General features: G+C 68.3%; 18 protein-coding genes. 17 read left to right on the top strand and 1 reads right to left on the bottom strand.

The window, feature by feature from the left end:
* Positions 1-139 precede the first annotated feature (139 nt).
* The 8 genes from AB4120_RS04090 (at position 140) to AB4120_RS04055 (ending at position 10,161) form a co-directional block, all read left to right on the top strand.
* A complete protein-coding gene (locus AB4120_RS04090; protein ID WP_149139050.1) occupies positions 140-1,276 on the top strand; it encodes an acyl-CoA dehydrogenase family protein in 1,137 nt (378 codons plus the stop codon).
* Between the two features lie 30 nt (positions 1,277-1,306).
* On the top strand, positions 1,307-2,500 hold the full coding sequence (locus AB4120_RS04085) for a lipid-transfer protein (RefSeq protein WP_149139051.1): 1,194 nt from the start codon (positions 1,307-1,309) through the stop codon (positions 2,498-2,500).
* A gap of 28 nt (positions 2,501-2,528) precedes the next feature.
* Complete coding sequence (locus tag AB4120_RS04080) at positions 2,529-2,972, top strand: MaoC family dehydratase N-terminal domain-containing protein (protein WP_149139052.1); 444 nt, start codon at positions 2,529-2,531, stop codon at positions 2,970-2,972.
* A gap of 13 nt (positions 2,973-2,985) precedes the next feature.
* A complete protein-coding gene (locus tag AB4120_RS04075; RefSeq protein WP_149139053.1) occupies positions 2,986-3,405 on the top strand; it encodes a MaoC family dehydratase in 420 nt (139 codons plus the stop codon).
* Between the two features lie 43 nt (positions 3,406-3,448).
* Positions 3,449-4,282, top strand: coding sequence for an SDR family NAD(P)-dependent oxidoreductase (locus AB4120_RS04070; RefSeq protein WP_149139054.1), 834 nt, complete (start codon positions 3,449-3,451; stop codon positions 4,280-4,282).
* Between the two features lie 85 nt (positions 4,283-4,367).
* A complete protein-coding gene (locus AB4120_RS04065; protein WP_149139055.1) occupies positions 4,368-5,921 on the top strand; it encodes a long-chain-fatty-acid--CoA ligase in 1,554 nt (517 codons plus the stop codon).
* A 6-nt stretch (positions 5,922-5,927) separates the two neighbouring features.
* Positions 5,928-8,684, top strand: a complete 2,757-nt coding sequence (locus AB4120_RS04060; protein ID WP_441641870.1) for a LuxR C-terminal-related transcriptional regulator — start codon at positions 5,928-5,930, stop codon at positions 8,682-8,684.
* A gap of 55 nt (positions 8,685-8,739) precedes the next feature.
* The gene (locus tag AB4120_RS04055) at positions 8,740-10,161 is read left to right on the top strand and encodes an aldehyde dehydrogenase family protein (protein WP_149139058.1); all 1,422 of its coding nucleotides are present in this window, start codon (positions 8,740-8,742) and stop codon (positions 10,159-10,161) included.
* A gap of 203 nt (positions 10,162-10,364) precedes the next feature.
* On the opposite strand, the gene AB4120_RS04050 is transcribed toward AB4120_RS04055, so the two are convergent.
* Positions 10,365-10,568 carry a cold-shock protein gene (locus tag AB4120_RS04050; RefSeq protein ID WP_039009350.1) on the bottom strand — a complete coding sequence of 68 codons (204 nt, stop codon included), beginning with the start codon at positions 10,566-10,568 and terminating at the stop codon, positions 10,365-10,367.
* Positions 10,569-11,416: 848 nt separating this feature from the next.
* Here AB4120_RS04050 and AB4120_RS04045 point away from each other — a divergent pair.
* The 9 genes from AB4120_RS04045 (at position 11,417) to AB4120_RS04005 (ending at position 26,662) form a co-directional block, all read left to right on the top strand.
* Complete coding sequence (locus AB4120_RS04045) at positions 11,417-14,296, top strand: bifunctional glycoside hydrolase 114/ polysaccharide deacetylase family protein (protein ID WP_441641896.1); 2,880 nt, start codon at positions 11,417-11,419, stop codon at positions 14,294-14,296.
* A complete protein-coding gene (locus AB4120_RS04040) occupies positions 14,259-18,413 on the top strand; it encodes a tetratricopeptide repeat protein (RefSeq protein ID WP_441641869.1) in 4,155 nt (1,384 codons plus the stop codon). Before AB4120_RS04045 ends, AB4120_RS04040 begins: the two co-directional genes overlap by 38 nt.
* Positions 18,414-18,461: 48 nt before the next feature.
* A complete protein-coding gene (locus tag AB4120_RS04035; RefSeq protein WP_262389924.1) occupies positions 18,462-19,013 on the top strand; it encodes a penicillin-binding protein activator LpoB in 552 nt (183 codons plus the stop codon).
* A 40-nt stretch (positions 19,014-19,053) separates the two neighbouring features.
* Complete coding sequence (locus AB4120_RS04030) at positions 19,054-20,544, top strand: PelD GGDEF domain-containing protein (RefSeq protein ID WP_149139060.1); 1,491 nt, start codon at positions 19,054-19,056, stop codon at positions 20,542-20,544.
* Positions 20,545-20,547: 3 nt separating this feature from the next.
* A complete protein-coding gene (locus AB4120_RS04025; RefSeq protein WP_144196937.1) occupies positions 20,548-21,534 on the top strand; it encodes a lipopolysaccharide N-acetylglucosaminyl transferase in 987 nt (328 codons plus the stop codon).
* Positions 21,531-23,126, top strand: a complete 1,596-nt coding sequence (pelF, locus tag AB4120_RS04020) for a GT4 family glycosyltransferase PelF (RefSeq protein ID WP_149139061.1) — start codon at positions 21,531-21,533, stop codon at positions 23,124-23,126. Before AB4120_RS04025 ends, pelF begins: the two co-directional genes overlap by 4 nt.
* A 1-nt stretch (position 23,127) precedes the next feature.
* Complete coding sequence (gene pelG / locus AB4120_RS04015) at positions 23,128-24,498, top strand: exopolysaccharide Pel transporter PelG (protein ID WP_149139062.1); 1,371 nt, start codon at positions 23,128-23,130, stop codon at positions 24,496-24,498.
* A gap of 261 nt (positions 24,499-24,759) precedes the next feature.
* A complete protein-coding gene (locus AB4120_RS04010) occupies positions 24,760-25,476 on the top strand; it encodes a response regulator transcription factor (protein WP_092297083.1) in 717 nt (238 codons plus the stop codon).
* 16 nt (positions 25,477-25,492) lie between these two features.
* On the top strand, positions 25,493-26,662 hold the full coding sequence (locus AB4120_RS04005; protein WP_441641868.1) for a sensor histidine kinase: 1,170 nt from the start codon (positions 25,493-25,495) through the stop codon (positions 26,660-26,662).
* Positions 26,663-26,695 lie beyond the last annotated feature (33 nt).

Below are 26,695 nucleotides of genomic sequence, written 5' to 3'. Positions count from 1 at the left end.
ACGCGGCAATGCGGGCGGGGAGGTGGCGACTACCCGATTCGGGGAGGGGTGGTGCGCGACGCGGCCCCGCATCATTTCGCTCACCGCGGGCGGCCCGGGAGCCGCCAGGCGCTCACCCATTCCGAACAGGAGAGTCTTCGTGGAAGTCGTTCGTCATGTTTATCGTGAAGATCACGAGCAGTTCCGCACCACTGTGCGCCGTTTCCTCGAGCGCGAATGTCTGCCGCGTCAGGAATCCTGGCTGGCCGACGGCATCGTCGACCGCGAGACCTGGCTGAAAGCCGGCCGCGAAGGTTTGCTGGGCACCTCGTTGCCGGAAGAGTACGGCGGTGGCGGCGGCGACTTCGGCCATGCGGCGATCATCGCCGAGGAAATGTCCAGCGTCGGCGTCAGCCTGAGCTTCGGCCTGCATTCGGACATCGTCGCGCCCTACATCGCGCGGCTAGGCACCGAGGAACAGAAGCAGCGCTGGCTGCCCGGCGTCTGCGCCGGCGAGACCATCCTCGCCGTGGCGATCACCGAGCCGGGCTGCGGCTCCGATGTCAAGGCCTGCCGCACCACGGCAGTACGCGATGGCGACGAGTGGGTCATCAACGGCAGCAAGACCTTCATCTCCAACGGCTTCATCTCGGACATGGTGATGGTGGTCTGCAAGACCGACCCGGCCGCCGGCGCCAAGGGTGTGAGCCTGATCATGGTGGAGACCAACCGCGAGGGCTTCCGCCGCGGCCGCAAGCTGCACAAGGTGGGCATGCACTCGCAGGACACCGCCGAGCTGTTCTTCGACAACGTGCGCGTGCCGGCCAGCAACCTGCTGGGCGAGGTCAACAAGGGTTTCGGCTACCTGATGCACGACCTGGCGCAGGAGCGCTTCATCATCGCCGTGGGCGCCGCCTCCAAGCTCGAGCGACTGCTCGAGCAGACCGTCGAGTACGTGAAGGACCGCAAGGCCTTCGGCGGCACGATCTGGGATTTCCAGAACACCCGTTTCAAGCTGGCCGACATCAAGGCCAATGCCGTGGCGCTGCGCACGATGGTGGACTACTACCTCGGCGAGCACATGCGCCGGGGCCTTTCGGGCGAGGAAGCGGCCATCGCCAAGATGCATTCAACGGAAGTGCTGTGGAAGTGCATCGACGACATGGTGCAGCTGCACGGTGGCTACGGCTACATGCTCGAGTATCCGATTGCGCGGGCGTTCGTGGACATGCGTATCGCCCGTATCTATGGTGGATCCAACGAAGTCATGCGTGAGCTCATCTCGCGCAAGATGTAAGCCAAACAAGACAAACGAGGAGACAAGGCAATGTCAAAGCATGTGGTGGTAGCCGGGGTCGGCATGATCCCGTTCAAGAAGCCGGGCCAGAGCGAGTCGTACAGCGTGATGGGCGCCACGGCGGCGCGGCTGGCGCTGGAGGATGCGGGCCTGCCGTACGACAAGATCCAGCAGGCGTTCGTCGGCTACGTCTATGGCGATTCCACCTGCGGCCAGGCCGCGCTGTACAAGGTGGGCGTGACGGGCATTCCCATCGTCAACGTCAACAACAACTGCTCGACCGGCTCCAGCGCGCTGTTTCTGGCGCGCCAGGCCGTGGAGTCCGGCGCGGTGGAATGCGCGCTGGCGCTGGGCTTCGAGTTCATGCAGCCGGGTGCGCTCAAGGGCGCGTGGGATGACCGTGAAGGGCCGCTCGACAGCTTCACCAAGACTGGCGGCCATCTGATCCAGGACGCCGTCGATGCCGGCGTGCCGCGTGCGCTGACCCTGTTCGGCGGCGCCGGCCGCGAGCATATGCAGCAGTACGGCACCAAGCTGGAGACCTTCGCCCGGATCCGCGCCAAGGCCAGCCGCCACGCCGCGAACAACCCGCTCGCCGTGTTCCGCGACGTGGTGACGCCGGAAGACGTGATGAACGAGAAGGTGATGTGGCCGGGTGTGATGACCCGCTCGATGGCCTGCCCGCCGACGTGCGGCGCCGCTGCCGCCATCGTCTGTACCGAGGCCTTCGCGCGCAAGCACAACCTGCGCACCGACGTGCGCATCCTGGCGCAATCGATGACCACCGATGTGCCGGACACCTTCGAGCCGCCGTCGATGATCCGCCTCGTGGGCTTCCACATGGCCCAGAACGCCGCCAAGGCGGTCTACGAGCAGGCCGGCGTGAGCCCGTCCGACATCCAGGTCTGCGAGCTGCATGACTGCTTCGCGCACAACGAGCTGCTGACCTACGAGTCGCTCGGGTTCGCCAAGGTGGGCGAGGCCGAAAAGATGGTGATGGACGGCGATAACACCTATGGCGGCAAGGTCGTCACCAATCCGTCGGGCGGCCTGCTCTCGAAGGGCCACCCGCTGGGCGCGACGGGCCTCGCCCAGTGCTACGAACTGACCAACCAGCTGCGCGGCACGGCCGACAAGCGCCAGGTGGAGAACGTGCAGCTCGCGCTGCAACACAACCTCGGGCTGGGCGGCGCCTGCGTGGTGACGCTCTACGGCCGCGGCTGAGCCGTTCAATTGGAGAGGAGACAAGAACATGGCAGACAAGAGCATGATCGGGCTCGGCCTGGGCAAGGGCTCGATCGACGTGGAGAAGGGGCGTCTGCGCTTCTTCGCCAAGGCCATCGGCGAGACCGATGCCATCTACACCGATGAAGCCGCCGCGCGGGATGCCGGGCATCCCACGCTGCCGGTGCCGCCGACCTTCCTGATGTGCCTGAACAGCGACGTCTCGGCAGGCGTGGACCGCATGGGCCTGCTGAAGCTGGACCTCGCGCGCATCCTGCATGCCGAGCAGGCGTTCGACTATCACCGGATGGCCTACGCCGGCGACACGCTGCATTTCGAAACCACCGTGACCGATGTGTACGACAAGAAGGGCGGCGCGCTGCACTTCGTGGTCAACACCACGCGTGTGACCAACCAGCGTGGCGAGCACGTGGCCGATATGCGCGGCACGCTCGTGGAACGCCGTGGCTAAGGAGACAACGACCATGCAAGCCCCCCGTTTCAACGATGTCAAGGTCGGCGACCAGCTTCCGCCGCTGGCGCTGCCGGCGATCAACCGCACCACGCTGGCGCTGTACTGCGGCGCCTCCGGCGACCACAACCCGATCCACATCGATCTCGACTTCGCCCGCAAGGCGCGCATGCCGGACGTGTTCGCGCACGGCATGCTCTCCGCCGCCTACCTGGGCCGCCTGCTGACCGGCTGGGTGCCGCAGACGCAGGTGCGCAACGTGGCCATCCGCTTCACCGGCATCACGCACCTGGGCAACCAGCCCACCTGCACCGGCGTGGTGACCGAGAAATTCGAGGCCGATGGCGAGCAGCGCGTGAAAGTGGCGCTGCGCTGCGCCAACCAGTACGGCGAGGAAAAGCTGCTGGGCGACGCCATCGTCGCCCTGAAGTGAGCCCCCATCGCACCCCAGACGAATTGATACAGGAAGAACAGACATGAGCAAACTCGCAGGCAAGTCCGCCATCGTCACCGGCTCGGGCCGTGGCATTGGCCGTGAAGTGGCGCTGAAGCTGGCATCCGAAGGTGCCCGCGTGGTGGTGAACGACCTGGACGCCGATCCCGCCGCCGAAGTGGTGGAACTGATCCGCGCGCAGGGCGGCGAAGCGGTGGCATGCGTGGGCAGCGTGACCGCCCCCGATTTCGCCGACCGTCTGGTCAAGACGGCGGTCGAGCACCACAAGGGCATCGACATCATCATCAACAACGCCGGCTACACCTGGGACAACGTCATCCAGAAGATGACCGACGAACAGTGGTATGCCATCCTCGACTGCCACCTGACCGCGCCGTTCCGCATCCTGCGCGCCGCGCAGCCGGTCATCAGCGCGGCGGCGAAGGCTGAAGCGGCCGAGGGCCGCGAGGTGTTCCGCAAGATCGTCAATATCTCGTCCGGCGCGGCCGGCGGCAACCCGGGCCAGTCGAACTACTCGGCGGCCAAGGCCGGCATCCTGGGCATGACCAAGACCCTGGCCAAGGAATGGGGACGCCTCAAGGTCAACGTGAACGCGGTGGCCTTCGGTCTGATCGAAACGCGCCTGACGCAGGCGCTGGCCGGTGACCAGAGCAAGACCGTCAACATCGAAGGCCGCGAGATCAAGGTCGGCGTGCAGCAGGCGATGCTCGACGGCGTGAGCCGCATGACGCCGCTGGGCCGCGCCGGCAGGCCGGAAGAGGCGGCTGGCGCCGTGTACCTGTTCTGCACGCCGGAGTCCAACTTCCTGTCCGGGCAGGTCGTCTACTGCGGTGGCGGCCCCGGCGGCAATTTCTGACCCCGGCGGTACCCGGAAGACCCACAGAGCGGCCCGTCAAGAGGCCGCTACCGCCCCCCCTCGGTTGGTGACGGAGACACTTCGCATGTACATGACACAATCGCTGCACAGATCGTTGCAGCAACGGCCGGACAAGACGGCCGTGCGTTTCCAGGGCCGCAACCTGACCTATGCCGAACTTGGCGACCGCGTGGCGCGCCTGGCCGGCGCGCTGAAGAAGCTCGGCGTGACGGAAGGCGAGCGCGTGGCGATGTTCTCGCTCAATTCGGCGCGCTTTCTCGAGTACTACATGGCCGTGCCATGGGCCGGCGCGGCGCTCAATCCGGTGAACACGCGCTGGAGCGCGGCCGAGATCCTGTATTCGTTCAATGACTCGGCCACTGCCATCCTGATCGTCGACGACCCGTTCACGGTCGTGGCGCGCAAGGTGGCCGCCGAATGCCCGACGCTGCGCCACATCATCTACGCCGGTGATGGCGAGACGCCCGAGGGCATGCTGAACTACGAGGCACTGGTGGCCGACAGCGAGCCGGTGGAAGACGCCTACCGCCACGGCGACGACCTGGCCGGCATCTTCTACACGGGCGGCACCACGGGCTTCCCGAAGGGCGTGATGCTCAGCCACACGAACCTCGTCTCGTCGGCCTGCAACCAGCCGATGACGGGCACCTTCGACGAGTCGATCGTGATGCTGCACGTCATGCCGATGTTCCACCTGGCGTGCTTCGCGTCGATCAATGCGGTGTTCCTGATCGGCGGCACGCACGTGCCGATGGCGGCCTTCGACCCCGGCCAGATGCTGGAGACCATCGCGCGTGATGCCGTGACCTCGGTGCTGCTTGCGCCCACGATGATCCAGATGGGGCTCGACTGGCGTGAGCAGAACCCGCAGCGCGCGGCCGATCTCGACCTCTCGTCGCTCGGCCTGATCCGCTACGGCGCCTCCCCGATGACGCCCGCGCTGCTGGCCCGTACCCGTGCCGCATTCCCGAACGTGGAGTTCGCGCAGGGCTATGGCATGACCGAGCTGGCGCCGGTGGCTACGCTGCTCGGCCCGGAGTTCCACAACGAGGCCGGCCAGGCGAGCGGCAAGATGCACTCGGTGGGCCGCCCCGCGCCAATGGTGGAAGTGAAGATCGTCGACCCGCAGGGCCACGAGGTGCCGCGCGGCACGGTGGGGGAGATCGCCGTGCGCGGCCCCAACGTGATGCTCGGCTACTGGAACCAGCCGGAGGCGACGGCGGACGCCGTGCGCAACGGCTGGATGCACACCGGCGACGGCGGCTACATGGACACCGACGGCTTCGTGTTCCTGGTGGACCGCATGAAGGACATGATCATCAGCGGCGGCGAGAATGTCTATTCCGCCGAGGTGGAGCGTGCGCTGGCGAGCCACCCCGCCGTGGCGCAGGTCGCCGTGATCGGCGTGCCGCACGAGAAGTGGGGCGAGTCCGTGCATGCGGTGGTGGTGCTGAAGTCTGGCGCGGAGGCCACGTTCGAGTCGATCCAGGGCCATTGCCGGGCGCTGATTGCCGGGTACAAGATCCCGCGCAGCGCCGAGTTCGTGGATGCCCTGCCGCTGTCCAGCGTCGGCAAGGTGCTCAAGAACGAGCTGCGCAAGCGCCACTGGAAGTCGTAGGCCGCGATGGTCGCGTCTCCGTGCATCCTGCCCAAGATCGTGCCGCCGCGCCCCGCGAGCGACGCGATCTCGCGCGAGCGGCTGATCGGCCGGCTGCAGGCTGCCAGCGACCGCAAGCTGGTGCTGCTTACGGGCGGCGCCGGCTTTGGCAAGACCACGCTGATGGCGCAGTGGCGCCAGCGGCTCGACAAGGCCGGTGCGCGCGTGGCCTGGCTCACGCTGGCGATGCAGGACGGGACGTTGCCAACGTTCCGCGCCATCCTGACCGGGGCGCTCGCGCACGCGGGCCTTGCCATTGAGGCTGGCGAGGGGGAGGGCGGTGAGGGCGGTGAGGGCAGGCAGGGCGCGGAGTTGCTGCTCGCATCGCTGGTCGAAGTGCTCGCGCGCACGCCGGCCGACGTGTACCTGATGATCGACGACTTCCATCATGTGCAGGACCCCGCCACGCTGGCGCTGGTGCAGGCGCTGACCGACGCCATCCTGCCCGGCCTGCATCTGGTGATTGCTTCGCGTACCGTGCCCGCGCTGCGGCTCGGGCGGCTGCGGGCCATGGAGGAGTTCGTGGAAATCGACGGGGCCGAGCTGACGTTCGACTACGACGAGACGGCGGCTTTCCTGACCGCGCGTGCCGGTATGCCGGCCAGCGCCGACGTGGCGCGGCAGGTGCAGGAGATTACCGAGGGCTGGCCGGTGGGCGTGCGGCTGGCGGGCCGCACGCGCGACGCCGCGTGCGATAGCGCCGGCGATGCGTCGGCGCGGGTGGGCGACGGCGGCAACGGTAACCTGGAGGCTTACCTGTCTGAGGAAGTCATCGACGAACTGCCAGCCAGGTTGCTCGACTTCATGCTGCATGTGTCGGTGCTGCGCAGCTTTCAGGCCGACCTCGCGGCATTCGTCACCAGCCGCGACGATGCGGCAACCTTGATCGACGAGATTCTCGGGCGCCACGTGTTCCTGCGGCGCGTGGACCGCCGCGACGATCAGGCATGGTATCGCTTCCATCCGATGTTCGTCGCCTACCTGGACAAGCGCCGCGCGCGGGCGGGCATCGACCCGAAGCCGCTCCACCGCCGCGCAGCGCTATGGTTCGTGCAGCAAGGCCGATTCGCCGACGCGATGCGCAGTGCCGCGCTGTGCGACGACCTGGCGCTTGCCACGCAGCTGGTCGATGGCGGGCTGCCGCCGGCGCATTCGCTGGCGCACCTCGGCGTGGTGGCGCGCTGGACCGAGAGCGTGGGCGGCACCCGCATGGCGGCGCATCCGCGGCTGCTGCGCATGGGCGCGTGGGCGTCCGCGCTGACCTCGCGCATGGACCTTGCCGAACGGTGGCTCACGCGTGTTGAGGCCACGGCAGACGCCGACGGCCTGGCCGACGACCCCACCGAGTTGCGGCATCGGCTGCTGCTGCGCGCCGTGCTCGCCACCTATCGCGACGAAGAGCCTGCCGCGCTCGCCGCCTTGCAGGCGCTCGAATTGATTCCAGCGCGGTCGGTGCCGGGCGGGCTGGAGGATATCGAGCTGGCGGTGCGCGTGCACTGGCTCTCGGCGCAGGGTCACCATCTGGCGGCGCGCTGCCTGTACAGCGCCCCGGCGGCGCGCGCCACGCGAAGCGGCCGTGGCGAGCTGGCGCTCGTGGCGGCGGCGTCGGCGGCCAACGTGGCGATGCGCGAAGGCAACGCGCTGGAGGCGGAGCGCATCGGCGCCGCCGCGCTGCGCCGCGCACGGACCATCCACGGCAGCGGGGCGCTCTGCGCGACGGTATGTGCTGCCGTGGTCGCGCAGGCATGGTTCGAACTCGACCGCCTGGACGAGGCGTACGCGGCACTGACGGCGTGCCGGATGCGGCTGCGCGGTGCCTCGGCGGAGCTGAAGCTGCGCGCCGCGCGGGTATTCGGCCGCATCCAGGCCCTGCGCGAGCCGCCACAGGATGCGCTCGCCTACTTCTCACGCGCCGAGGCGCATTTCCGCGCCACGGGCATGGATCGCGGCGTGGCGGCGATGGTCGCCGAACAGCAGCGGCTGGTGCTGTCCTATGGCGATCGCCGTCACGCGCAGGCCCTGCAGGCGGTGCTCGACGGCTACGCGGCACGGCATCCGGGCGACGGCATCCACGATGTGGAGATTGGCGCGACGGCGGCGTTGGCGCGCGCGCGGCTGGCGCTGGCGCAGGATGCCCCGCAGGAGGCCCTGTCCGCGCTGGAGACACTGCGGCGGTTCGCCGCGGCGCGCGGTTGCGAGCGGCTGCAGGCCGTGGCCGACCTGTTGCAGGCGCGCGCGCTCGAATCGCTGGGCCGGAGCGCGCAGGCCCTGGGTTGCGCGCAATCGGCCGTGGCCACGTGCTACCGGCTCGGGCTGCATCGCACCCTGATCGAGGAGGGCGCCGGCCTGCACCCGATATTGCTGCGCGCCGCCACGCATGGTGGTGCGGCGCTGGTGGACCATGTGCGCGCGCTGCTGGGCGAGAGGGGCGAGAGGGACCAGATGGTCGGTAGCACGGCGCCGGCCGTGGCCGCGGCGCCGCTGTTGCCGACCTCACCCCCGCCGGTGCGCGCCATCGCCGCTACGCCGGGGCTCACCCGGCGGGAACAGGAGGTGCTCGCGCTGCTCGAGCAGTCCATGTCGAACAAGCGCATTGCGCTGACGCTGAACATCAGCGTGCAGACGGTCAAGTGGAACCTCAAGAAGATCTTCGTCAAGCTGCAGGTCACCAGCCGCTACGAAGCCATCGTTGCGGCCCGCAAGCTCGCTACCTGCGAGCAGTGAGCCGGGCATCCCCGCTTCAAATACCCGAAGTCCAACCCTCAGGGAGACACAGCGCATGTATCAGCTCGACCAGTTCTATATTGGCGGCCAATGGGTGGCGCCAGCGGCCGGTGCCGGCCGCTTCGACATCGTCAATCCGGCCACCGAGGCAGTGATTGGCCACGTGGCCATGGGCAGCGCGGCGGATGTCGATGCGGCCGTGGCGGCGGCCCGGGCAGCCTTTCCGGCCTGGTCGGCCACCACCCGTGCAGCCCGCGTGGCGGTGCTGTCGCGGCTGATCGCCCTGTACAAGACGCGCATGGACGATATCGCGCTGGCCATCCATCAGGAGATTGGCGCCCCGCAATGGCTGTGCAAGGTCAAGCAGGCGCCGCTGGGGTTGCAGATGCTGGAGTCGGCGCTGGCGGCGCTGAAAGATGCGGATTTCACGCGGCAGCTTGGCGGCACCGAGGTGGTCAGCGAGCCGATTGGCGTGGCCGCGCTGATCACACCCTGGAACTGGCCGGTCACGACGATCGCCACCAAGGTGGGCTCGGCGCTGGCGGCGGGGTGCACGGTGGTGCTGAAGCCGTCGGAACTGGCGCCGCTCGATGCGCGGATCTTCGCCGAAATCTTGCACGCGGCCGAGGTGCCGGCGGGTGTCTTCAATATGGTCTACGGCGACGGGCCAACGGTCGGCGCGGCGCTGTCGCGCCATCGTGATGTGGACGTGATCTCGATCACCGGCTCCACGCGGGCCGGGATCGAGGTGGCGGCGGCCGCCGCCGGCACGGTCAAGCGCGTGCTCCAGGAACTGGGCGGCAAGTCGGCCAATGTGATTCTGGACGATGCGGACCTGCGCGCGGCGGTCTCGGACGGCGTGATCAGCTGCATGATCAACTCCGGCCAGACCTGCGTGGCGCCCACGCGGATGCTGGTGCCGCGCCATCTGCACGAGCAGGTCGTGGCCATTGCGGCGGCCACGGTTGCCGCGCTGAAGGTGGGCGACCCGGCGCTGCCGGAGAGCAAGGTCGGGTCGATGGCCAACCGGGCGCAGTTCGAGAAGGTCCAGCGCCTGATCGGCATCGGCATCGAGGAGGGCGGGCAGTTGGTGGCGGGGGGTGTCGGCCGGCCCGAGGGGTTGGCGTCGGGCTATTTCGTGCGGCCGACCATCTTCGCCAACGTCCGCAACGATGCCACCGTGGCGCGCGAGGAGATCTTCGGCCCGGTGCTGGCGATCCTCCCGTATGACTCCGAGGAAGAGGCGATTGCCATCGCCAACGACACCGAATATGGCCTGGCTGCCTATGTCTGGTCAGGCGATCCGGCGCGGGCGCGGCGCGTGGCGGGGTGCCTGCAGGCCGGCATGGTCCGTATCAACGGCGCCCAGCCGCACAGCGGCGCGCCGTTCGGCGGCTACAAGCGGTCCGGCAATGGCCGCGAGTTCGGCAGCTATGGGCTGGCTGAATATATGGAAATCAAGGCCATCGCGGCCTGATCGATGATGCTTGTCCCGGATTGGCGCGCGGTCATTCCGGTGACACGGAATATGGGTATGTGAGTATGGGTAAACGAGAACCCGGACACATGCCCCGGGGAAACGTCCCCAAAGCCATACATTATCAAGACTGCAAAAAGCAGAAAGCCCCGCCGGAGGCGGGGCTTCCCAGGCAAGATATTGCCGGGCGCTTCAGGCGGTAATCAAACTGCCTGAATCTTCGTGGCCTGTTCGCCCTTCTGGCCCATTGCCTTGACGTAGCGGACCTTCTGGCCTTCCTTCAGCGACTTGAAGCCATTGCCTTCAATTGCCGAGAAATGCGCGAACAGGTCGTTGCCGCCTGCGTCCGGGGTGATGAAGCCGAAGCCCTTGGCGTCGTTGAACCACTTAACGGTACCGGTTTCCATATTTCTATCCAACCTTGAATTTCAGATGAGCGCAATCGCCCGACGAGGCATGATCTTCGCAACAGCCCGCGTCGAAAAACTCGTTTGAGGGCAGTGCGCATGCGAGGACCCATTCTGCCGGTTTTTTTTCGCGTGTCAATCGGACTAACCCCCTAACGGTATTTCGGCATGCAAACAGCAGATATTAGAGTTTTCTACATCGAAAGCGGTTTTGTCTGACATCTGAAGGGCTTACGCGATGATAAGACAGCTATATCAGCATAGCGAGTATCGATAGTCGGTACGAATTCGCGGGATTCCGTTCCGCCCGGCAGTCCAACCGGCCCCTGTGCCGGCGCCCAATTGCTTCAAACTCCTGTACTCCATATGGACTATGGCATTTGGCGGACGATGCCACGACAATGGCGGCCAATACAAAACAGCGGCGCCCGGACACCGGGCGGCGCGCGCCCAAGGCGCAATTTGAACGAAGAACGGGGATTTTCATGTCATTCGAGCCATAGCCTGGCCGACCGGACGTGCCGTGCGCGCGTCGCAGCGTCGGCCCGCCTCGGTCCATGTCGGCCCGCATCCGGGTTGGACGGACACCCGCCACAATTTTTCACAATCCATTCCCAGCGAATGCCCTAGCATCGCCCCTTGCCCGGCACATTAGGGAAAATCCCGTATCAATGGCCACGGGGACGGGCATCGCGCGGGCAGCGCCGCCAACGGCGCGCCCAAGGCATAACAGAAGAAGCGGATAACAGCCAGTGAAGCAAGTGCAACGTTCAATCCGGGGACTTTTCGGCAATGCCGGCGATGCCAGCCAGGCGCCGTCGCGGGCCGCCGCCACATGGCAGCGCGCCATGGCGGTCGTGGCGGTACTGGCGTCCGCGCTCGGCGTGGTGCTTGCCACGCTGACGCCTTCGACGGCGGTTCAGGCCCAGCCGGCGGCCGATCTGGCCCAGCCGGCAGCGCCCAACCTTGCCTTCCACTATGGCAGCAAGCCGCCCGTGGACGCCCTGCAGGCCTTCGACGTGGCCGTGGTGGAGCCCGACAGCGGCTTCGACCCCCGCCGCGCCGCCACGCCGCAGACGGCGTGGTTCGCCTACGTCAGCCTGGGCGAGGTGCTGCCCAGCCGGGCCTACTTCCAGGACATCCCCAAGAATTGGCTGGTCGGCAGCAACGACGCCTGGCAGGCACGCGTGGTTGACCAGGCCACCGACGGCTGGCCGGCATTCTATGTGGACAAGGTCATCGCCCCGCTGTGGGAGCGCGGCTATCGCGGCTTCTTCCTCGATACGCTCGACTCCTATCACCTGGTGGCCAAGACCGACGCCGAGCGCGCCCGGCAGGAAGCCGGCATGGTGCGCGTGATCCAGGCCATCAAGGCCCGTTACCCCGAGGCCCGGCTGCTGTTCAACCGGGGCTTCGAGATCCTGCCGCAGGTACACAGCCTGGTCTACGGCGTGGTGTTCGAATCGCTGTTCCGGGGCTGGAACCAGGCGCAGGGCCGCTATACCGAGGTCAGCCAGCAGGATCGCGACTGGTTGCTGGCGCAGGCCCGCGTCATCCGCGAGCAGTACAAGCTGCCCGTGATTTCCATCGATTACTGCCCGCCGGCCGACCGGCGCTGCGCCCGCGACACCGCGCGCCGCATCCGCGCGCTCGGCATCACGCCGTACGTGACCGATTCCGGCCTGCAGACCGTGGGCGTCGGCCAGATCGAGGTCATGCCGCGCCGCGTGCTGGTGGTGCAGGAGAGCGAGCCCGGCGTGGCCATCGACAACACCGAGGGCGTGCGTTTCGTCTCCATGCCGATCAACTACCTGGGCTACCGGGTGGATTTCGCCGAGACGCGCGATCCGCTGCCCGAGATCGGCCCGGACCGCTATGCGGGCGTGGTGGTCTGGTCCAACGGCTATTTCACCCAGCAGCCCGGCCGCTTCCTGGCCTGGGTGGAGAAGCAGATGGCCCAGGGTGTGCCCGTGGTCTTCATGAACGGCTTCGGCGCCCCCGTGGCCGGCTCGCTGGCGCGTACGCTGGGGCTCAAGCCGGTGAAGGGCCGCGTCTCTGGGCCGGTGTCCATCGTGTCGAAGGACCCGATGCTGGGTTTCGAGATGCCGGTCGCCCCGGACCGCTCGGAAGCGGTGCCGGTGCAGGTGCAGGAGGGCGCGGCCAACACGCGGTCGCTGCTGCGCATGCGCTCGGGCACGCTGACCTATGATGCCGCGGCCATCACGCCATGGGGCGGATACGTCACAGGGCCTTACGCGGTGCGCCAGAACGCGGCCACCGACCAGGACCGCTGGATTATCCAGCCGCTCCAGTTCCTGCGCGAGGCGCTGCGTCTGCCTCAGATGCCCGTCCCGGATTCCACCACGGAGAGCGGCCGTCGCCTGCTGACCATCCATATCGATGGCGACGGCTTTGCCTCCAAGGCTGAAATTCCTGGCGGGGGCTTCTCGGGCGAGGTGCTGTTCCGCGAGATTTTCGACAAATACCGCCTGCCGATGACCATGTCGGTGATCGAGGGCGAGGTGGGCAAGTCGGGCATGTACCCGAAGCTGACGGCGGAGCTGGAGCCGATTGCCCGCAAGATCTTCGCCCAGCCGTACGTGGAAGTGGCCAGCCACACCTACTCGCACCCGTTCGAGTGGGGCCGTACCGTGCCCGGCCACGAGAGTGATGCCCGCATCCAGGAGGGTGACGAGGCCTATCACCTGGCGATTCCCGGCTACAAGATGGACCTGAACCGCGAGATCGGCGGGTCGATCGACTACATCAACAAGGTGCTGGCGCCCCCGGGCAAGCCGGTGAAGATGGTGCTGTGGCCCGGCGACTGCCAGGCCCCGCCCGAGGCGCTCAAGCTGACCGAGCAGGCCGGCGTGCTGAACATGAACGGTGGCGACACCATGATCACGCGCAGCAACCCCAGCTGGACCGCGATTGCGCCGCTGGGCATCCACAAGGCCGACAACACCTTCCAGGTGTTTGCCACCAACCAGAACGAGAACATCTACACCAACCTGTGGCATGGCCCGTTCTATGGCTTCGAGCGCGTGATCGAGACCTACGAGCTGACCGAGAAGCCGTACCGCTTCAAGGCCGTGAACATCTACTACCACAGCTATTCCGGCACCAAGGTGGCGTCGCTGCGGGCGCTGCGCAAGGTCTATGACTACGTGCTCACGCAGCCGCTGCTGCCGATGCATTCCACCGACTACGTGCTCAAGGTCATCGACTGGCAGGGCATGGCCGTGGCGCGCGAGCTGGGCGAGGGCGTGGCGGGCGCGGAAGGCGCGCCGGCCACCGGCGCCTGGGTGGTGCGGGGCGACGGCAACCTGCGCAACCTGCGCTGGAACGGTACGGGCGTGCCGGACGTGGCCACCGCGCGCGGCGTGACCGGTTCGTCGCCGGCGCCGGGCGGCGGCACCTACGTGCACCTCGATGGCGGCAATGCGCGCTTCCAGATCGTGCCGGCCGCCACGCGCGCCGTGCCCGAGATCCCCGAGGCCAACGGCCTGGTGCGCGACTGGCAGCGCGACGGCCAGGTCACGCGCTTCCGTTTCAGCGGCTACTACAAGCCTTTCTTCCGGCTGGCCAATGCCGGCCAGTGCAGTGTGACGGTCGACGGCAAGCCCGTGGCCGGTGTGCGCGAGCGCAACACGCTGCGAATCGATACCCCCGCGGTGAATGATCCGATCCATGTCCAGCAACAAGTCGAAGTCCGCTGCGCCGGCTGAACGCGAGCGGCTGTTGCCGCCCGCGCTGGTCCTGACCTTCACCGCCATGGTGGGGGTGGGGCTGGCGCTGATGTTCCCGCGTGAAACGCTGCGCGAGCGCCTGCTCGGACAGGGCCGCACCGTCGATGGCCTGACCGTGGCCTACCTCGAGGCATGGTCGCGCGTGGCCCCCAACGACACCAGCTTCATGGGCGTGCTGGCGGAGCAGTACGCCCGCAGCGGCCGGCTCGATGACGCCGAGGCCATGCTCGCCCGCATGCAGGCGGTGCAGGGCGCGGACCTGAGCGGCCCGATCCTGCGCACGCGGATCGAGATCTCCCAGCAGCGCGCCTACGCGGCGCTGCCGGAGACGCCCGAGCGCGCGCAGCGGCTGGCGACCATGAACGACCTGCTGAAGGACGCCACCGCGCCGGCGCAGATGCGCAAGTGGTCGCTCGCGGATCTGCAGGCGCTGGCCACGCAGTCGCGCCAGATCGGCGCCGCGGACCCGGCCGGCAAGCTGTTCCGCGAACTGGCCGTACGCGACCCCGGCAACGCGGACTTCTACAACAAGCAGCTGGCCGGCATCGCGCTGGCCGGCGGCAACTATCGTGACTCCGCCCAGGCGCTGTTCGACGCGCAGGCGCGCGCCAAGAACCTGTACGAGCAGCGCACGCTGTTCCTCCAGGCGCTGCAGACGCTGCAATCGGGCAATCTGCTCGACGAGGCGCTGGCGGAAGCCGAGCGCCGGGGCGGCAAGCTGCTCGATGATGCCGAGGTGCTGCGCTACCTGACCAAGCTGGCGCTGGCGGCGGGCAAGCCCGAGCTGGCGGCGAAGTACGTCGAGCGGCTGCTGAAGCTGTCGGCCAACAAGCCGATGGGCGCGACACTGCTCGCGCAGGCCCATCTGCGGCGCGTCTCCGACACCGAACCGTGGCTGGCCCGCGAGGTGGTGTTCCTGGACGGCCCGCGCGGCGTGGCGCTGCGCGAGCGGCTGGCGGCAGCCGGCGAACTCGGCGTGCGCCACGTGGCGGACACCGGCAACCTCTCGCAGGCCGACGCCCAGGCGGCGGCCAAGGCCGAGGTGGCGGCTGCGGCCGCTGCAGCGGCCAAAGACGGCAAGGCGTTCAATCCGGACGACTACGATCTCGCCTATCGCGTGTTCCTGGCCGCAGGCAAGCTCGACCAGGCGCAGCGCGTGGCGCAGACCGCCGTGCAGAAGCTGCCGAACGAGCCGGTCTGGCGGGAGCGGCTGGCGCAGGTGGCCGAATGGAACCGCCAGCCGATGATCGCGCTGCAAAGCTGGCTCCAGTACGCCCAGGCCACCAACGACGAACGTGCGTGGAACAACGTCATGCGGCTGGCCCCGGGGCTGTCCGACGACCGCGCCTATCTGGCGGCGCTGCGGCACCGTGCCGGCAGCGGCGACCTGAAGACCATCGACGAGGTGGTGGCCGCCTACGAACGCCTCGGCGAGCCCGAGGCCGGCATGGCCTTCCTCGATTCCCTGAGCCGCGGCCCGCACGGCCGCGCGGTGATGGAGCGCAACGCGCAGCTGGCCGAGCGCGCCGGCCGCGACAGCCGCGCCTTCGAACTGTATGGCCAGCTCCAACAGCGCTTCGGCGCGCAGCCCGAGTACGCGCTCAAGCGCGCCAACATGCTTTATGTGAATGGCCGCCTGACGCAGGCCATGGACGCGCTGCTGCCGGCACGCGCCAAGGCCGGCCCGCGCGACCTGCTGTACTGGCGCACCTACACCGAGCTGGCGCGCCTGACGCAGCGCGATGACCTGCTCACGGACGGCTACCGCCAGATGATGATCGCGGTTGGCAACACGCACGACGACCATTGCATGGCAATGCCGCCCGGCGCTGCCCGCAACGACTGCCTGGCCGAGGTGCGCGATACCGAGGAAGCCGATTTCTCGAACCTGATCCAGTACTACGACACGACGCCCATCGATGCGGGCCGGATTGCCGAGGCCGGCTGGCGCAAGAGCGGCAAGCGCGAGCAGCTCGAACTCGCCATCTATTACTACACCCGCGCCCATGCCTACGTGCGCGTGGAACAGCTGTTCGCCAGCCTCACGCCCGAGCAGAAGCGCGACGCCGAAGGCTCGGCGACGTTCCTGATGCGTCGCGCCGAGTACTGGCGCCTGACCGGCGACCGCGAGCACGCGCTGGCCGACCTGCGCCACGCGGTAGGCCAGTCCGATGCGGACAGCGAGACCTTTGCCGCCCTGCTGTGGGCGCTGGTCGACATGGGGACGGACAGCGAAGTGCGCGCCGTGATGCAGCGGCTGAAGCCCGAGGCCGAGGACGATCCCGGCCTGTGGGGCGCCTATGCCGCCGGCGCCATGCGCTTCCAGGACGGGCGCACCGCGCTGCACTACCTGCACAAGATCCAGATGGGCAAGAGCGCCGATCCGCTCTGGCTGGGCCTGATGGCCGATGCGTACGAGGCCATCGGCCAGACGCAGATGGCATGGCGCATCCGCAAGCAGGCGTGGATCGACCTCCATCACGCGTGGTCGCCGGCGGGGCAGAAGGGCGCCGAGGTGCCGCACGCCGGTGAGGAGGACGACGCGGCCAGTGACCCCGAGGACGAGGAAAACGCGCAGGGCGCCCCGGCGCGCGCGGACCTGCGCCGCCAGACCGTGGCGCTGGGCCAGATCTTTGCGTCGGGCGATGTCTCGCGCAATCTGGTGATAGAAATGCTGCGCCGCGACCGCGCGGAAGTGGCCGCACGCCGTCAGTCGCCGGGTGAGTCGCCGGCCGTCACAGGGGCGTCGAAGCTTGGTAACGTGCCGGGCCTGCCGCCGCTGGTGGTGGCGCCGCCCGCCGAGCTGACCGAGCGCGAGCGCCGGCGCCAAAGCCTGATCTCGGCCGCCAGCCGCGAGGTGGCACTGGCCTGGGCGATGTCGTCGGAGTCGAACGAGCTGGCCCGCGCGTGGCTGGCGCGGCAGTACGTCAAGACGCTCCAGCGCCCGGCCTATGCCGAAGTGTCGATCGCGCTCGACAACAACGATCTGAATGCACTGGACCGCATCATGGAGCGTCAGGCGGGCCGCGTGCCCGTGGCGAACCAGATCGAGGCCAATCGCCAGCTTGACCGCATCTCGGCCGCGCAGACCCAGGCGTTCGAGACCCAGGAGATGGCCCGCACCGACGACACCCTGCAGGAGACGCTGCAGGACGCGCTGCTGTTCAACGCGCAGGCCATCGAGCCGCGCGTGACCTTCCAGCACCAGAAGCCGCTCGAATACTTCGAATACAGCCTGGGCGCCGGCGCCCGGCTGTGGGACGGCTACGCCGTGGGCCTGCGCGGCGTGTTCCGCGACCAGCGCAGTACCGATCCGACCCAGTTGGCCAACGTGCCGGCCGGTGACCGCCGCGCCGAGCTGACGCTTGATTACCGCGACTCCCAGAAGCGCTGGCTGGTGGGCGTGGGCCGCCGCGACGGGCTGGAGAGCTTCACCACCGCGCGCATGACCGGCCAGTGGAACCTGGAGAGCCGGGTGTCGTTCACGACGCTGGCCGGCTACAACCAGCCCGCCGACGAGTCCTCGCAACTGCGCGTGGGCGGCATGAAGGACGTACTGGGCGCTGGCGCCACCTGGCGGCTGGGCCTGCGCGAGTTCATCAGCGGGCGCTTCGAATACAGCCATTTCTATGGTCAGGACCGCAGCGCGCTGGGCCATGGCCTGCTGTTCGACGTGGAGGCGGGCTACCGCATCCGCACGCAGTATCCCGACTACACGGTGCGCGCCGTGGCCACGCGCGGCATCTACACCCGCAACAGCGGCACGCTGACGCCGGCCCTGCAGCGGCTGATGCCGGCCGATGACGACGAGGCGAACACGGCGTTCTACATGCCGCAGAGCTTCACGCAGACCGGCGTGCTGTTCGGCTTCGGCACCGACCTGCTTGCCGAATACACGCGCAAGTGGCGGCCATTCGCGGAGGTGGGTGCGCTGTACGACTCCCGCGCCGGGCACAACTTCCACGGGCAGGCGGGCGTGGCCGGCTCGGTGTTCGGCAACGACCATCTGGCGCTGTATATCTCGCACGACACCGCGGCCCGCACCAGCGGGACGCCGCTGACCGAGGTCGGCCTGCGCTATCGCTGGCTGTACTGAAGATTGACGACGAAGGTTTTCAAGGTAAACGAGGGGAATCCCATGAAAATGACAATGACTGGCAAGGGCCGCATCGGGCGGATGGCGGCATGGATCGGCACCGTTGGCGCGGCGCTGTGGCTGGCGGGTTGCGCGGTGACGGATGTGGGTCGCGCGCCACAAATGGCAGCCGGCGACACGGTGGCAGTGCTGCCAATCGTCAACTACACCGAGACGCCGCAGGCCGGCCTGCGCGCCGAAGCCATCGCCGAATCGCTGCTGAAGACCGGCGGCATTGCCAACCTGAAGCGCTACCCGGCTTCGCTGAACCCGGAAACGCTGTTCGAGCCGGCCGAGCGCGAGTCGGTGGGCAAGGCGCTGGAATGGGCCCGCGGCGAGCGCGCCCGCTACGCGCTGACCGGCGCGGTGCAGGAATGGCGCTATAAGGTAGGTGTGGATGGCGAGCCGGCGGTGGGCATCTCGCTGCAACTGATCGACGTGGCCAGCGGCCAGGTGGTGTGGTCCGCCACGGGCAGCGACAGCGGCTGGAGCCGCGCCTCGCTGTCGGGCACCGCGCAGAAGCTGCTGCGCCGCCTGCTGGCGCCGCTGATGCAGGGCTGATCGCGTTCTCGGACGCTGTAGAAAAGGACAGGTGACACGCGTGGGGAATTCTGCGGAAAAGAGGCGCCAGGGGCAGGGGATTGGCCTCGGCGGGCGCTATGCGCGCTGGCTGGCGCCCGCGGTGAGCGGGCCGGCCGCGGCGCTGGAGTTGATCGCCACCATGGTGATCGCGATGGGGCTGGCCTGGCTCGTGCTGCCGCAGAACCCGCTGCTGCTCGGCATGGGCTTTCCCTGGGCGTGGCTGCTGCCGGTGATCCTGGCGCTGCGCTATGGCACGCTGATTGGCGTGGGCTCGGTGCTGATGCTGCTGGGCGGCTGGTTTGTCTTTGAATCGCTCGGCAGCTACACCAGCGCGTTCCCGCGCATGTTTTTCCTGGGCGGCCTGCTGCTGGTGCTGGTCTCGGGGCAGTTTGGCGATGTGTGGGGCACGCGGCTGGCGCGCGCCCGGGCCGTCAACCGCTACCTGGACGAGCGGCTGGCCGCACTGACCAAGAACCACTACCTGCTGCGCATTTCCCATGCGCGGCTGGAGAACGACCTGCTGGCACGCCCGACCACGCTGCGCGACACACTCTCGCAGATGCGGGCCGTCGCCATGGGCGACGCCGCACGGGGCGTGGCGGGCCAGCCCGACACGCTGCCCGGCGCCCAGCCGATGCTGCAGGTGGTGGCGCAGGCTTGCCAGATCGAAGGCGCGGCGCTGTTCGCGTGCGATGGCGAGCGCATCTCGCCGCAGGCCGCTGCGAGCATCGGGCCGGCCTTCGAGCTGAACCTGGACGATCCGCTGGTGCGCCATTGCCTCGACACGCGCGAGCTGGCCCACCTGCGCTCGTCCGGCCTGCAGCAGGACGCCGAGACCCGCTACGTGGCCGTGGCGCCGGTGCTGGCCGGCTCCGACCGCCTGATCGGCGTGCTGGTGGTGGAACGCATGCCGTTCCTCTCGCTGACCTATGAAAACCTCCAGCTGCTGATGGTGCTGATGGGCTACTACGCCGATGGCGTGGAGCACGGCCAGGCCACGCACGGCATCCAGGCGCTGATGCCTGCCATTCCGTACGCATTTGCGCTCGACTACGCGCGGCTGTCGCGGCTGCGCCAGGAAACCGGCGTCGAAAGCTCGGTGGTGGCGCTGGTGTTCGACCTCGACGAAGCCCGCGACGCGCTGTTCGAACAGGTGGTGCGCAGCCGCCGGGCGCTGGACGTGGCCTGGCCCGCGCGCAGCCCGCGCCAGCGCGCCATGCTGACGCTGATGCCGCTGTCCGACAGCCAGGCCGTCTCGGCCTATCTGGTGCGGATCGAAGACATGCTGCGCGCGCAGTTCGGCACCGACTTCGCCACCTCGCACATCGGCGTGTACTCGCTGACCGTGCCGGCCACCGGCGCCGAAGACGCGCTGGTGCGGCTGTTGCAGCGTTGCCAGATCGATGGCGCCACGGCGACCGATGCCACGGCGCCGCGCCCGGCGGCGTCCGGCGTGGTGGCTGGCAACAATGCTCCGGTGCCTGCTTCGGCAGGCACGCAGGCGGGCTGACGCATGGGCAAGCTGACCCTCGGCGGCACCGCCTTCCAGATCGCCGCGCTGGCGCTGCTGTTTCGCGGCGGCACGGGCCTGCCGCTGCTGCTGGCGTTCTTCGCCCTGCAGGCGGCGGCTGCGGGCCTGCTGGGGCTGGCGCTGTGGCGCCTGCTGCCACGCCGCTTCCGCACGCCGTTTGCGTGGACCTATGCCTACCTGGCCGCGTTCTGCTTCTTCGTGCCGCTGGGCGGGACGCTGGTCTGCCTCGGCAGCCTGCTGTTTGCGCGGCTGTTCCCGGGCCGGCGCGATGCGTCCGGCATTGCCTCGGTGGCGCTGCCGGCCTTCGTCACCCACCTGATCCAGCGCGTGACGCACGGCGGCGGGGCGCGCCTGCGCGCGCAGCTTGGCAATACACGCGCACCGCTGCCGGAGCGCATGAACGCGCTGGTGGCGATGCAGTCGATGCCGACGCGCACCGCCAGCCCCGTGCTGCGCGAGCTGCTGGCGGACAGCACGGACGACATCCGCCTGCTCGCCTACGGCATGCTCGATGGCGCAGAGAAGCAGCTGACGCAACAGATCCTGGCCGAATTGCCGCGCCTGGAAGCCGCTGACACGCCTCAGGCGCGCGGCGAGATCAACAAGCGGCTGGCCGACCTCTACTGGGAACTGATCTACCAGAACCTGGTGCAGGGCGATGTGTACCGCTATACCGCCAGCCAGGTGGAACGCTACGCCAGCGCCGCGCTGGAGACCGACGACACCAACGCCGCGCTCTGGTACATGCGGGGCCGGCTGGCGCTCACGCGCAATGCGCCGGCCGAGGCGCGCGCCTGGCTCACGCGGGCCGAGTCGCTCGGCTTCGCGCGCGAGCGCGTGCTGCCGCTGCTGGCGGAAGCCGCCTACCTGGAACGCGACTACGCCGCCGTGCATCGCCTGATGGCGGCTTTCGACAGTCCTTCGCCGCTCCCGCTGGTGCGGCCCCTGCTGCGGTACTGGCAATCATGAGTGAAATACTGGTTAAGGGAACGTCCGCCGACGTCATGCTGCTGCTGGAAGGCACGTTCCCGTATGTAAGCGGGGGCGTGTCCAGCTGGGTCAACCAGATGATCCGCGCCTTCCCGGACATCCGCTTCGGCATCGTCTTTATCGGCAGCCGCCGGCAGGATTATGGCGAGATGGCCTACACGCTGCCGGACAACGTCGTGCATCTGGAAACCCATTTCCTGTACGACTTTCCGCCGCCGCCGATGGTGCACGGCAGCACGGGCGACCCGCGCGCCTTCGAGAAGGCCGACGCGCTGCACGAGATGCTGCGCGAGCCCGGACGCGAGCAGGAAGCCGGCGAGTTGATCCGCGAACTGATGCCGGCGCTGCGCGAGGGCGGGGCGCTCTCCGAGGACGCTTTCCTCTACAGCCGCCGCGCCTGGCAGACCATTACCGATCAGTATCGGCAGTTCTGCACGGACCCGTCGTTCACGGACTACTTCTGGACCATCCGCATCATGCACAAGCCGCTGTGGCAGCTGGTGCGGATTGCCGACTCGCTGATCCCGGCGAAGATGTACCACACGGTGTCCACGGGCTACGCGGGCTTCCTGGGTGCGATGCTGCGCTACCGCACCGGGCGGCCGCTGCTGGTGTCCGAGCACGGCATCTATACGAAGGAACGCAAGATCGACCTGTTCCAGAGCCAGTGGATCCGGGATAACCGCAACATCTTCGAGCGGGACATTTCCCAGATCAGCTACTTCCGCGAGCTGTGGGTGCGCTTCTTCGAGACCCTGGGCCGGGTCTGCTACGACGCCGGCGACGAGATCGTGGCGCTCTACGAGGGCAACCGGCGCCGCCAGGTGGCCGATGGCGCGGTGGAAGCGCGCACGCGCAATATCCCCAACGGCATCAACCTGCCCCGGCTGTCGGCGCTGCGCACGCAGCGGGCGCCAGGCGTGCCGCCGGTGCTGTGCCTGATCGGCCGCGTGGTGCCGATCAAGGACATCAAGACCTTTATCCGCGCGATGCTGACCGTGGTGCGCGAGTACCCGGACGCCGAAGGCTGGATCGCCGGCCCCGAGGACGAGGATCCCGAGTACGCGCAGGAATGCCGCAGCCTGGCGGAAAGCCTGGGGCTCGGCAAGAAAGTGAAGTTCCTCGGCTTCCAGAAGATCGACGAACTGCTGCCGAAGGTGGGCGTGCTGATCCTCAGCTCGATCTCGGAGGCGCTGCCGCTGGTGGTGCTGGAGGGCTTCGCGGCGGGCGTGCCGTGCGTGACGACTGACGTGGGCTCGTGCCGCGAACTGATCTTCGGCCTGCCCGGCGAGGATGCGGCGCTGGGCGCGGCGGGCGGCGTGGTCCGCATCGCCGATCCGGCTGCACTGGCCGGTGCCGCGCTGGCGTTGCTGACCGATCCGCCACGCTGGCAGGCCGCCCAGGCGGCCGGCATTGCGCGGGTGGAACGCTATTATACGCAGGAGCAGATGGTGGGCAGCTATCGCGCGCTGTATGCGGCGCTGATGGACAAGCCCGATCACACGGGACGCACGGATGGGGCCGCGCCGGCCGGTAATCCGGCCAAGTGCCCCGTGCACGGAGGACGCTGACATGGCCGGGATTGGTTTCGAACTCCGCAAGATGCTCCGGCGCGACAGCCTGTCCGGCATGCTGAGCGCCTACGCCTACGCCGGCGTGATCAGCTCCGGGCCGTGGGTGCTGTCGATCCTCGGCATCCTGCTGATCGGCCTGCTGAGCATTGGTTTCGTGATTCCGGGGATGCTGATCACGCAGTTCCAGGTGTCGGTGACCTACCTGATTGCCTGCAGCCTGATCCTGACCGGGCCGATGCAGCTGTCGTTCACGCGCTTTACTTCCGACCGGCTGTTCGAGCAGCGCGACCACCTCGTGCTGTCGAACTACCACGCGGTGGCGCTGCTCTCCACGGGGCTGGCCGGCGCCATCGGCGTGGGCTGCGCGGTCTGGGCGTTCCCGGAGCAGTCGGTGCTGTACCGGCTGCTGATGATCGCGGGCTTCGTGATCATGAGCAATATCTGGATCGCGGCGATTTTCCTGTCGGGCATGAAGCAGTACAAGGCCATCGTGTGGACGTTCTTCGTCGGCTACACGATCACGGTGCTGGGCGCGCTGGCGCTGCGCTCGCGCGGGCTGGAGGGGCTGCTGGCCGGCTTCGTGGTGGGCCAGCTGTGCCTGCTGGTGGGCATGATCACGCTGATCTACCGCAACTACACCAGCCAGCGCTTCATGTCATTCGAGGTGTTCCAGAAGCGCTACGCCTATCCTAGCCTGGTGGCCATCGGCCTGTTCTACAACCTCGGCATCTGGCTGGACAAGTTCATGTTCTGGTATGCGCCGTCCACGGGCCAGCAGGTGATCGGCCCGCTGCACGCGTCCATCATCTACGACATCCCGGTGTTCCTGGCCTACCTCGCCATCATCCCGGGCATGGCGGTGTTCCTGGTGCGTATCGAGACCGATTTCGTCGAGTACTACGACGCGTTCTACAACGCGGTGCGCGGCGGCAGCTCGCTCGAGCACATCGAGGACATGCGCAACACGATGGTCCAGACCATCCGCCTGGGGCTGTACGAGATCGTCAAGGTGCAGGCCATCGCGGCGCTGCTGCTGTTCGTGGTGGGGCCGTGGGTGCTGCGGCTGCTGGGCATTTCCGAGCTGTACCTGCCGCTGCTCTATGTCGACGTGATCGGCGCGAGCCTGCAGGTGGTGCTGCTCGGCGTGCTCAACATTTACTTCTACCTGGACCGCCGGCGCGAAGTGCTGCTGCTGACCGGGACCTTCGTGGTGCTGAACTTCGTGCTGACCCGGCTGACGCTGGAGCTGGGCCCGGCCTGGTATGGCTACGGGTTCGCGGTGTCGCTGCTGATCGTGGTGGCGCTGGCGCTGTACCTGCTGGACCGCAAGCTGGAGCGGCTGGAGTACGAGACGTACATGCTGCAGTAGGGCCTGGGAGTCAAGGGCCGCAGGCCGGGGTCGTGCCTGTTATAGCTTTTACACACGGCAGGGCGCGCGCGCGCGGCCCCGCTGGCCATCGTTTCAAACGTGCGGGCCCAATGCTGCGCTTGCCCCGCGCCATCCCCCGCCGTCGCAGCGGCGCCGCAACACTGTTGCATGCCCCTCGAACGGAGCCTCGACGCGCCGTCGCGCGTTTGGGTAACATGATGCGGCCGCGCCACACATCGGCGGCAGTCATCAGAGGGATGTATGAGAATTGCCTCCGTGGAGGACGACCCCAGCCAGGCCGCACAGATCCGACAACTGCTCGAGGAGGCCGGCTTTACGTGTACGAGCTTCGCCGCCGGATCGGACTTCCTGCGCGCGCTGCGCGACCAGGTGTTCGACCTGCTGGTCATCGACTGGCAACTGCCCGACATGAGCGGCTACGAGGTCGTGAACTGGGTGCGCCAGCATGCCGGCCGGCTGCCGCCCATCCTGTTCCTGACCAGCCGGATCGACGAATCCGATATCGTCGCCGGCCTCGCCGTCGGGGCGGACGACTACCTGGCCAAGCCGGTGCGGCCCGCCGAGTTCGTGGCCCGCGTGCGCGCGCTGCTGCGCCGCGCCTATCCGGCCGTGCCCCATGACGACCAGTTGCTGCGCCAGGGCCGCTATGTGGTGGATGCACGCCGGCGATCCATCACGCTCTCGGGCACGCTGGTGGAACTGTCGCCGCGCGAGTTCGACCTCGCGCTGTTCCTGTTCCGCAATATCGGCCGGCTGCTCTCGCGGGAGGTGATCGAGCAGGCCGTCTGGGGCCGCGCGATGGAAGCCGGCTCGCGCACGCTGGACACCCATATCTCGCGGCTGCGCATCAAGCTGGAGATGCGGCCCGACAATGGCGTGCGGCTGATGTCCGTCTACTCGCACGGCTACCGGTTCGAGGAGGCCAGCACGCTGGCCGCCGGGCAGCCCGATGCATAGCCAGGCGCCGCCGCCGTTGCCCCGCTTTCTCGACGGCCTCGAGAACCTGCCCGAGGCTACGGTGATCTGCGATATCGACGGCGGCATCCTCGTGGCGAACCGCCGCGCGGTGGCGCTGGCTCCCGCCATGCTGTCCGGCATCGAGGATCTGGCCGTGCGCGGCGGCGGCACCGCGCCGGGTGCCTCCCCGGATTCTCCGGATTCCCCTGATTTCCCTGATTTCCCCGACGATGCCTATGGCGGCCTTGCCCCGCCGGGCCTGCCGGATCTGATCGAAGCGCTGTTCCCGGTGCCGGGCCCCGGCCTCGCCTACTGGGATGCGCTCTGCGCGGTGCTGGACTCCCACGCGCCGGTCATGTCGTCCGACGATTCCCAGGGCGTGGAACTGGCCACCGAGGACGACCGCCGCTTCCTGCTCCACGGTGCGCCGTTGCAGAGCGAAAGCGGCCGGCCGCCCGGGGCCATCGTCAGCCTGATCGACATCACCACGGTGCGCCGCGCCGAGCGTCAGCGCGCCCAGATGCTGCATTTCCTGTCGCACGACATGCGTTCCCCCCAGGCCTCGATCCTGGCGCTGATCGACATGCAGTCGCGCCCCAGCCGCGCGCTGCCGCCGGAGGTGCTGCTGGCCCGCATCGCCGAACACGCGCACCGCACGCTGGCGCTGGCCGACGACTTCATCCGGCTGGCGCAGGCGGATTCGGAACGGCTGGAGTTTGCGGAGGTGGAGTTGACCGGCCTGGTGCTGGACGCCACCGACGAACTCTGGGCGCTGGCCAAGGCGCGCGGCATCGAACTGCAACTGAGTCTGGAAGCAGAGGGCGAGACCCTGCGCGCCGCCCCCGTGCTGCTGGTGCGCGCCATCGCCAATCTGGTCAGCAATGCCATCAAGTTCGGGCCGCCCGGCAAGCCGGTGTCGGTGCGGCTGCGGCGCATGGGGCTGTTCCTGGCGGTGGCGGTGTCGGATTCCGGCCCGGGCATTTCCTACGCGGATCAGGCGCGCCTGTTCGAACCGTTCCGCCGCGTGCACGCGCCGGGCGCCGATGCGCCGGCCGGCAGCGGGTTGGGGCTGGTGTTCGTGAAGACCGTGGCGGAACGGCACGGCGGCCGTGTCATGGTGGACAGCGCCGCCGGCGCCGGGGCCACCTTTACGCTGTTGCTGCCGTTGCGCCGGCGCGCCGGCTGACCGGGCCGCGCCCACATCGGGCGTCGACACTCG

The organism is Cupriavidus sp. 2KB_3 (assembly GCF_052115685.1).
Taxonomy (GTDB): Bacteria; Pseudomonadota; Gammaproteobacteria; order Burkholderiales; family Burkholderiaceae; genus Cupriavidus; species Cupriavidus campinensis.
Note: the sequence above shows the minus strand (reverse complement) of the source record. Positions and strands in the feature narration are given on the sequence as shown.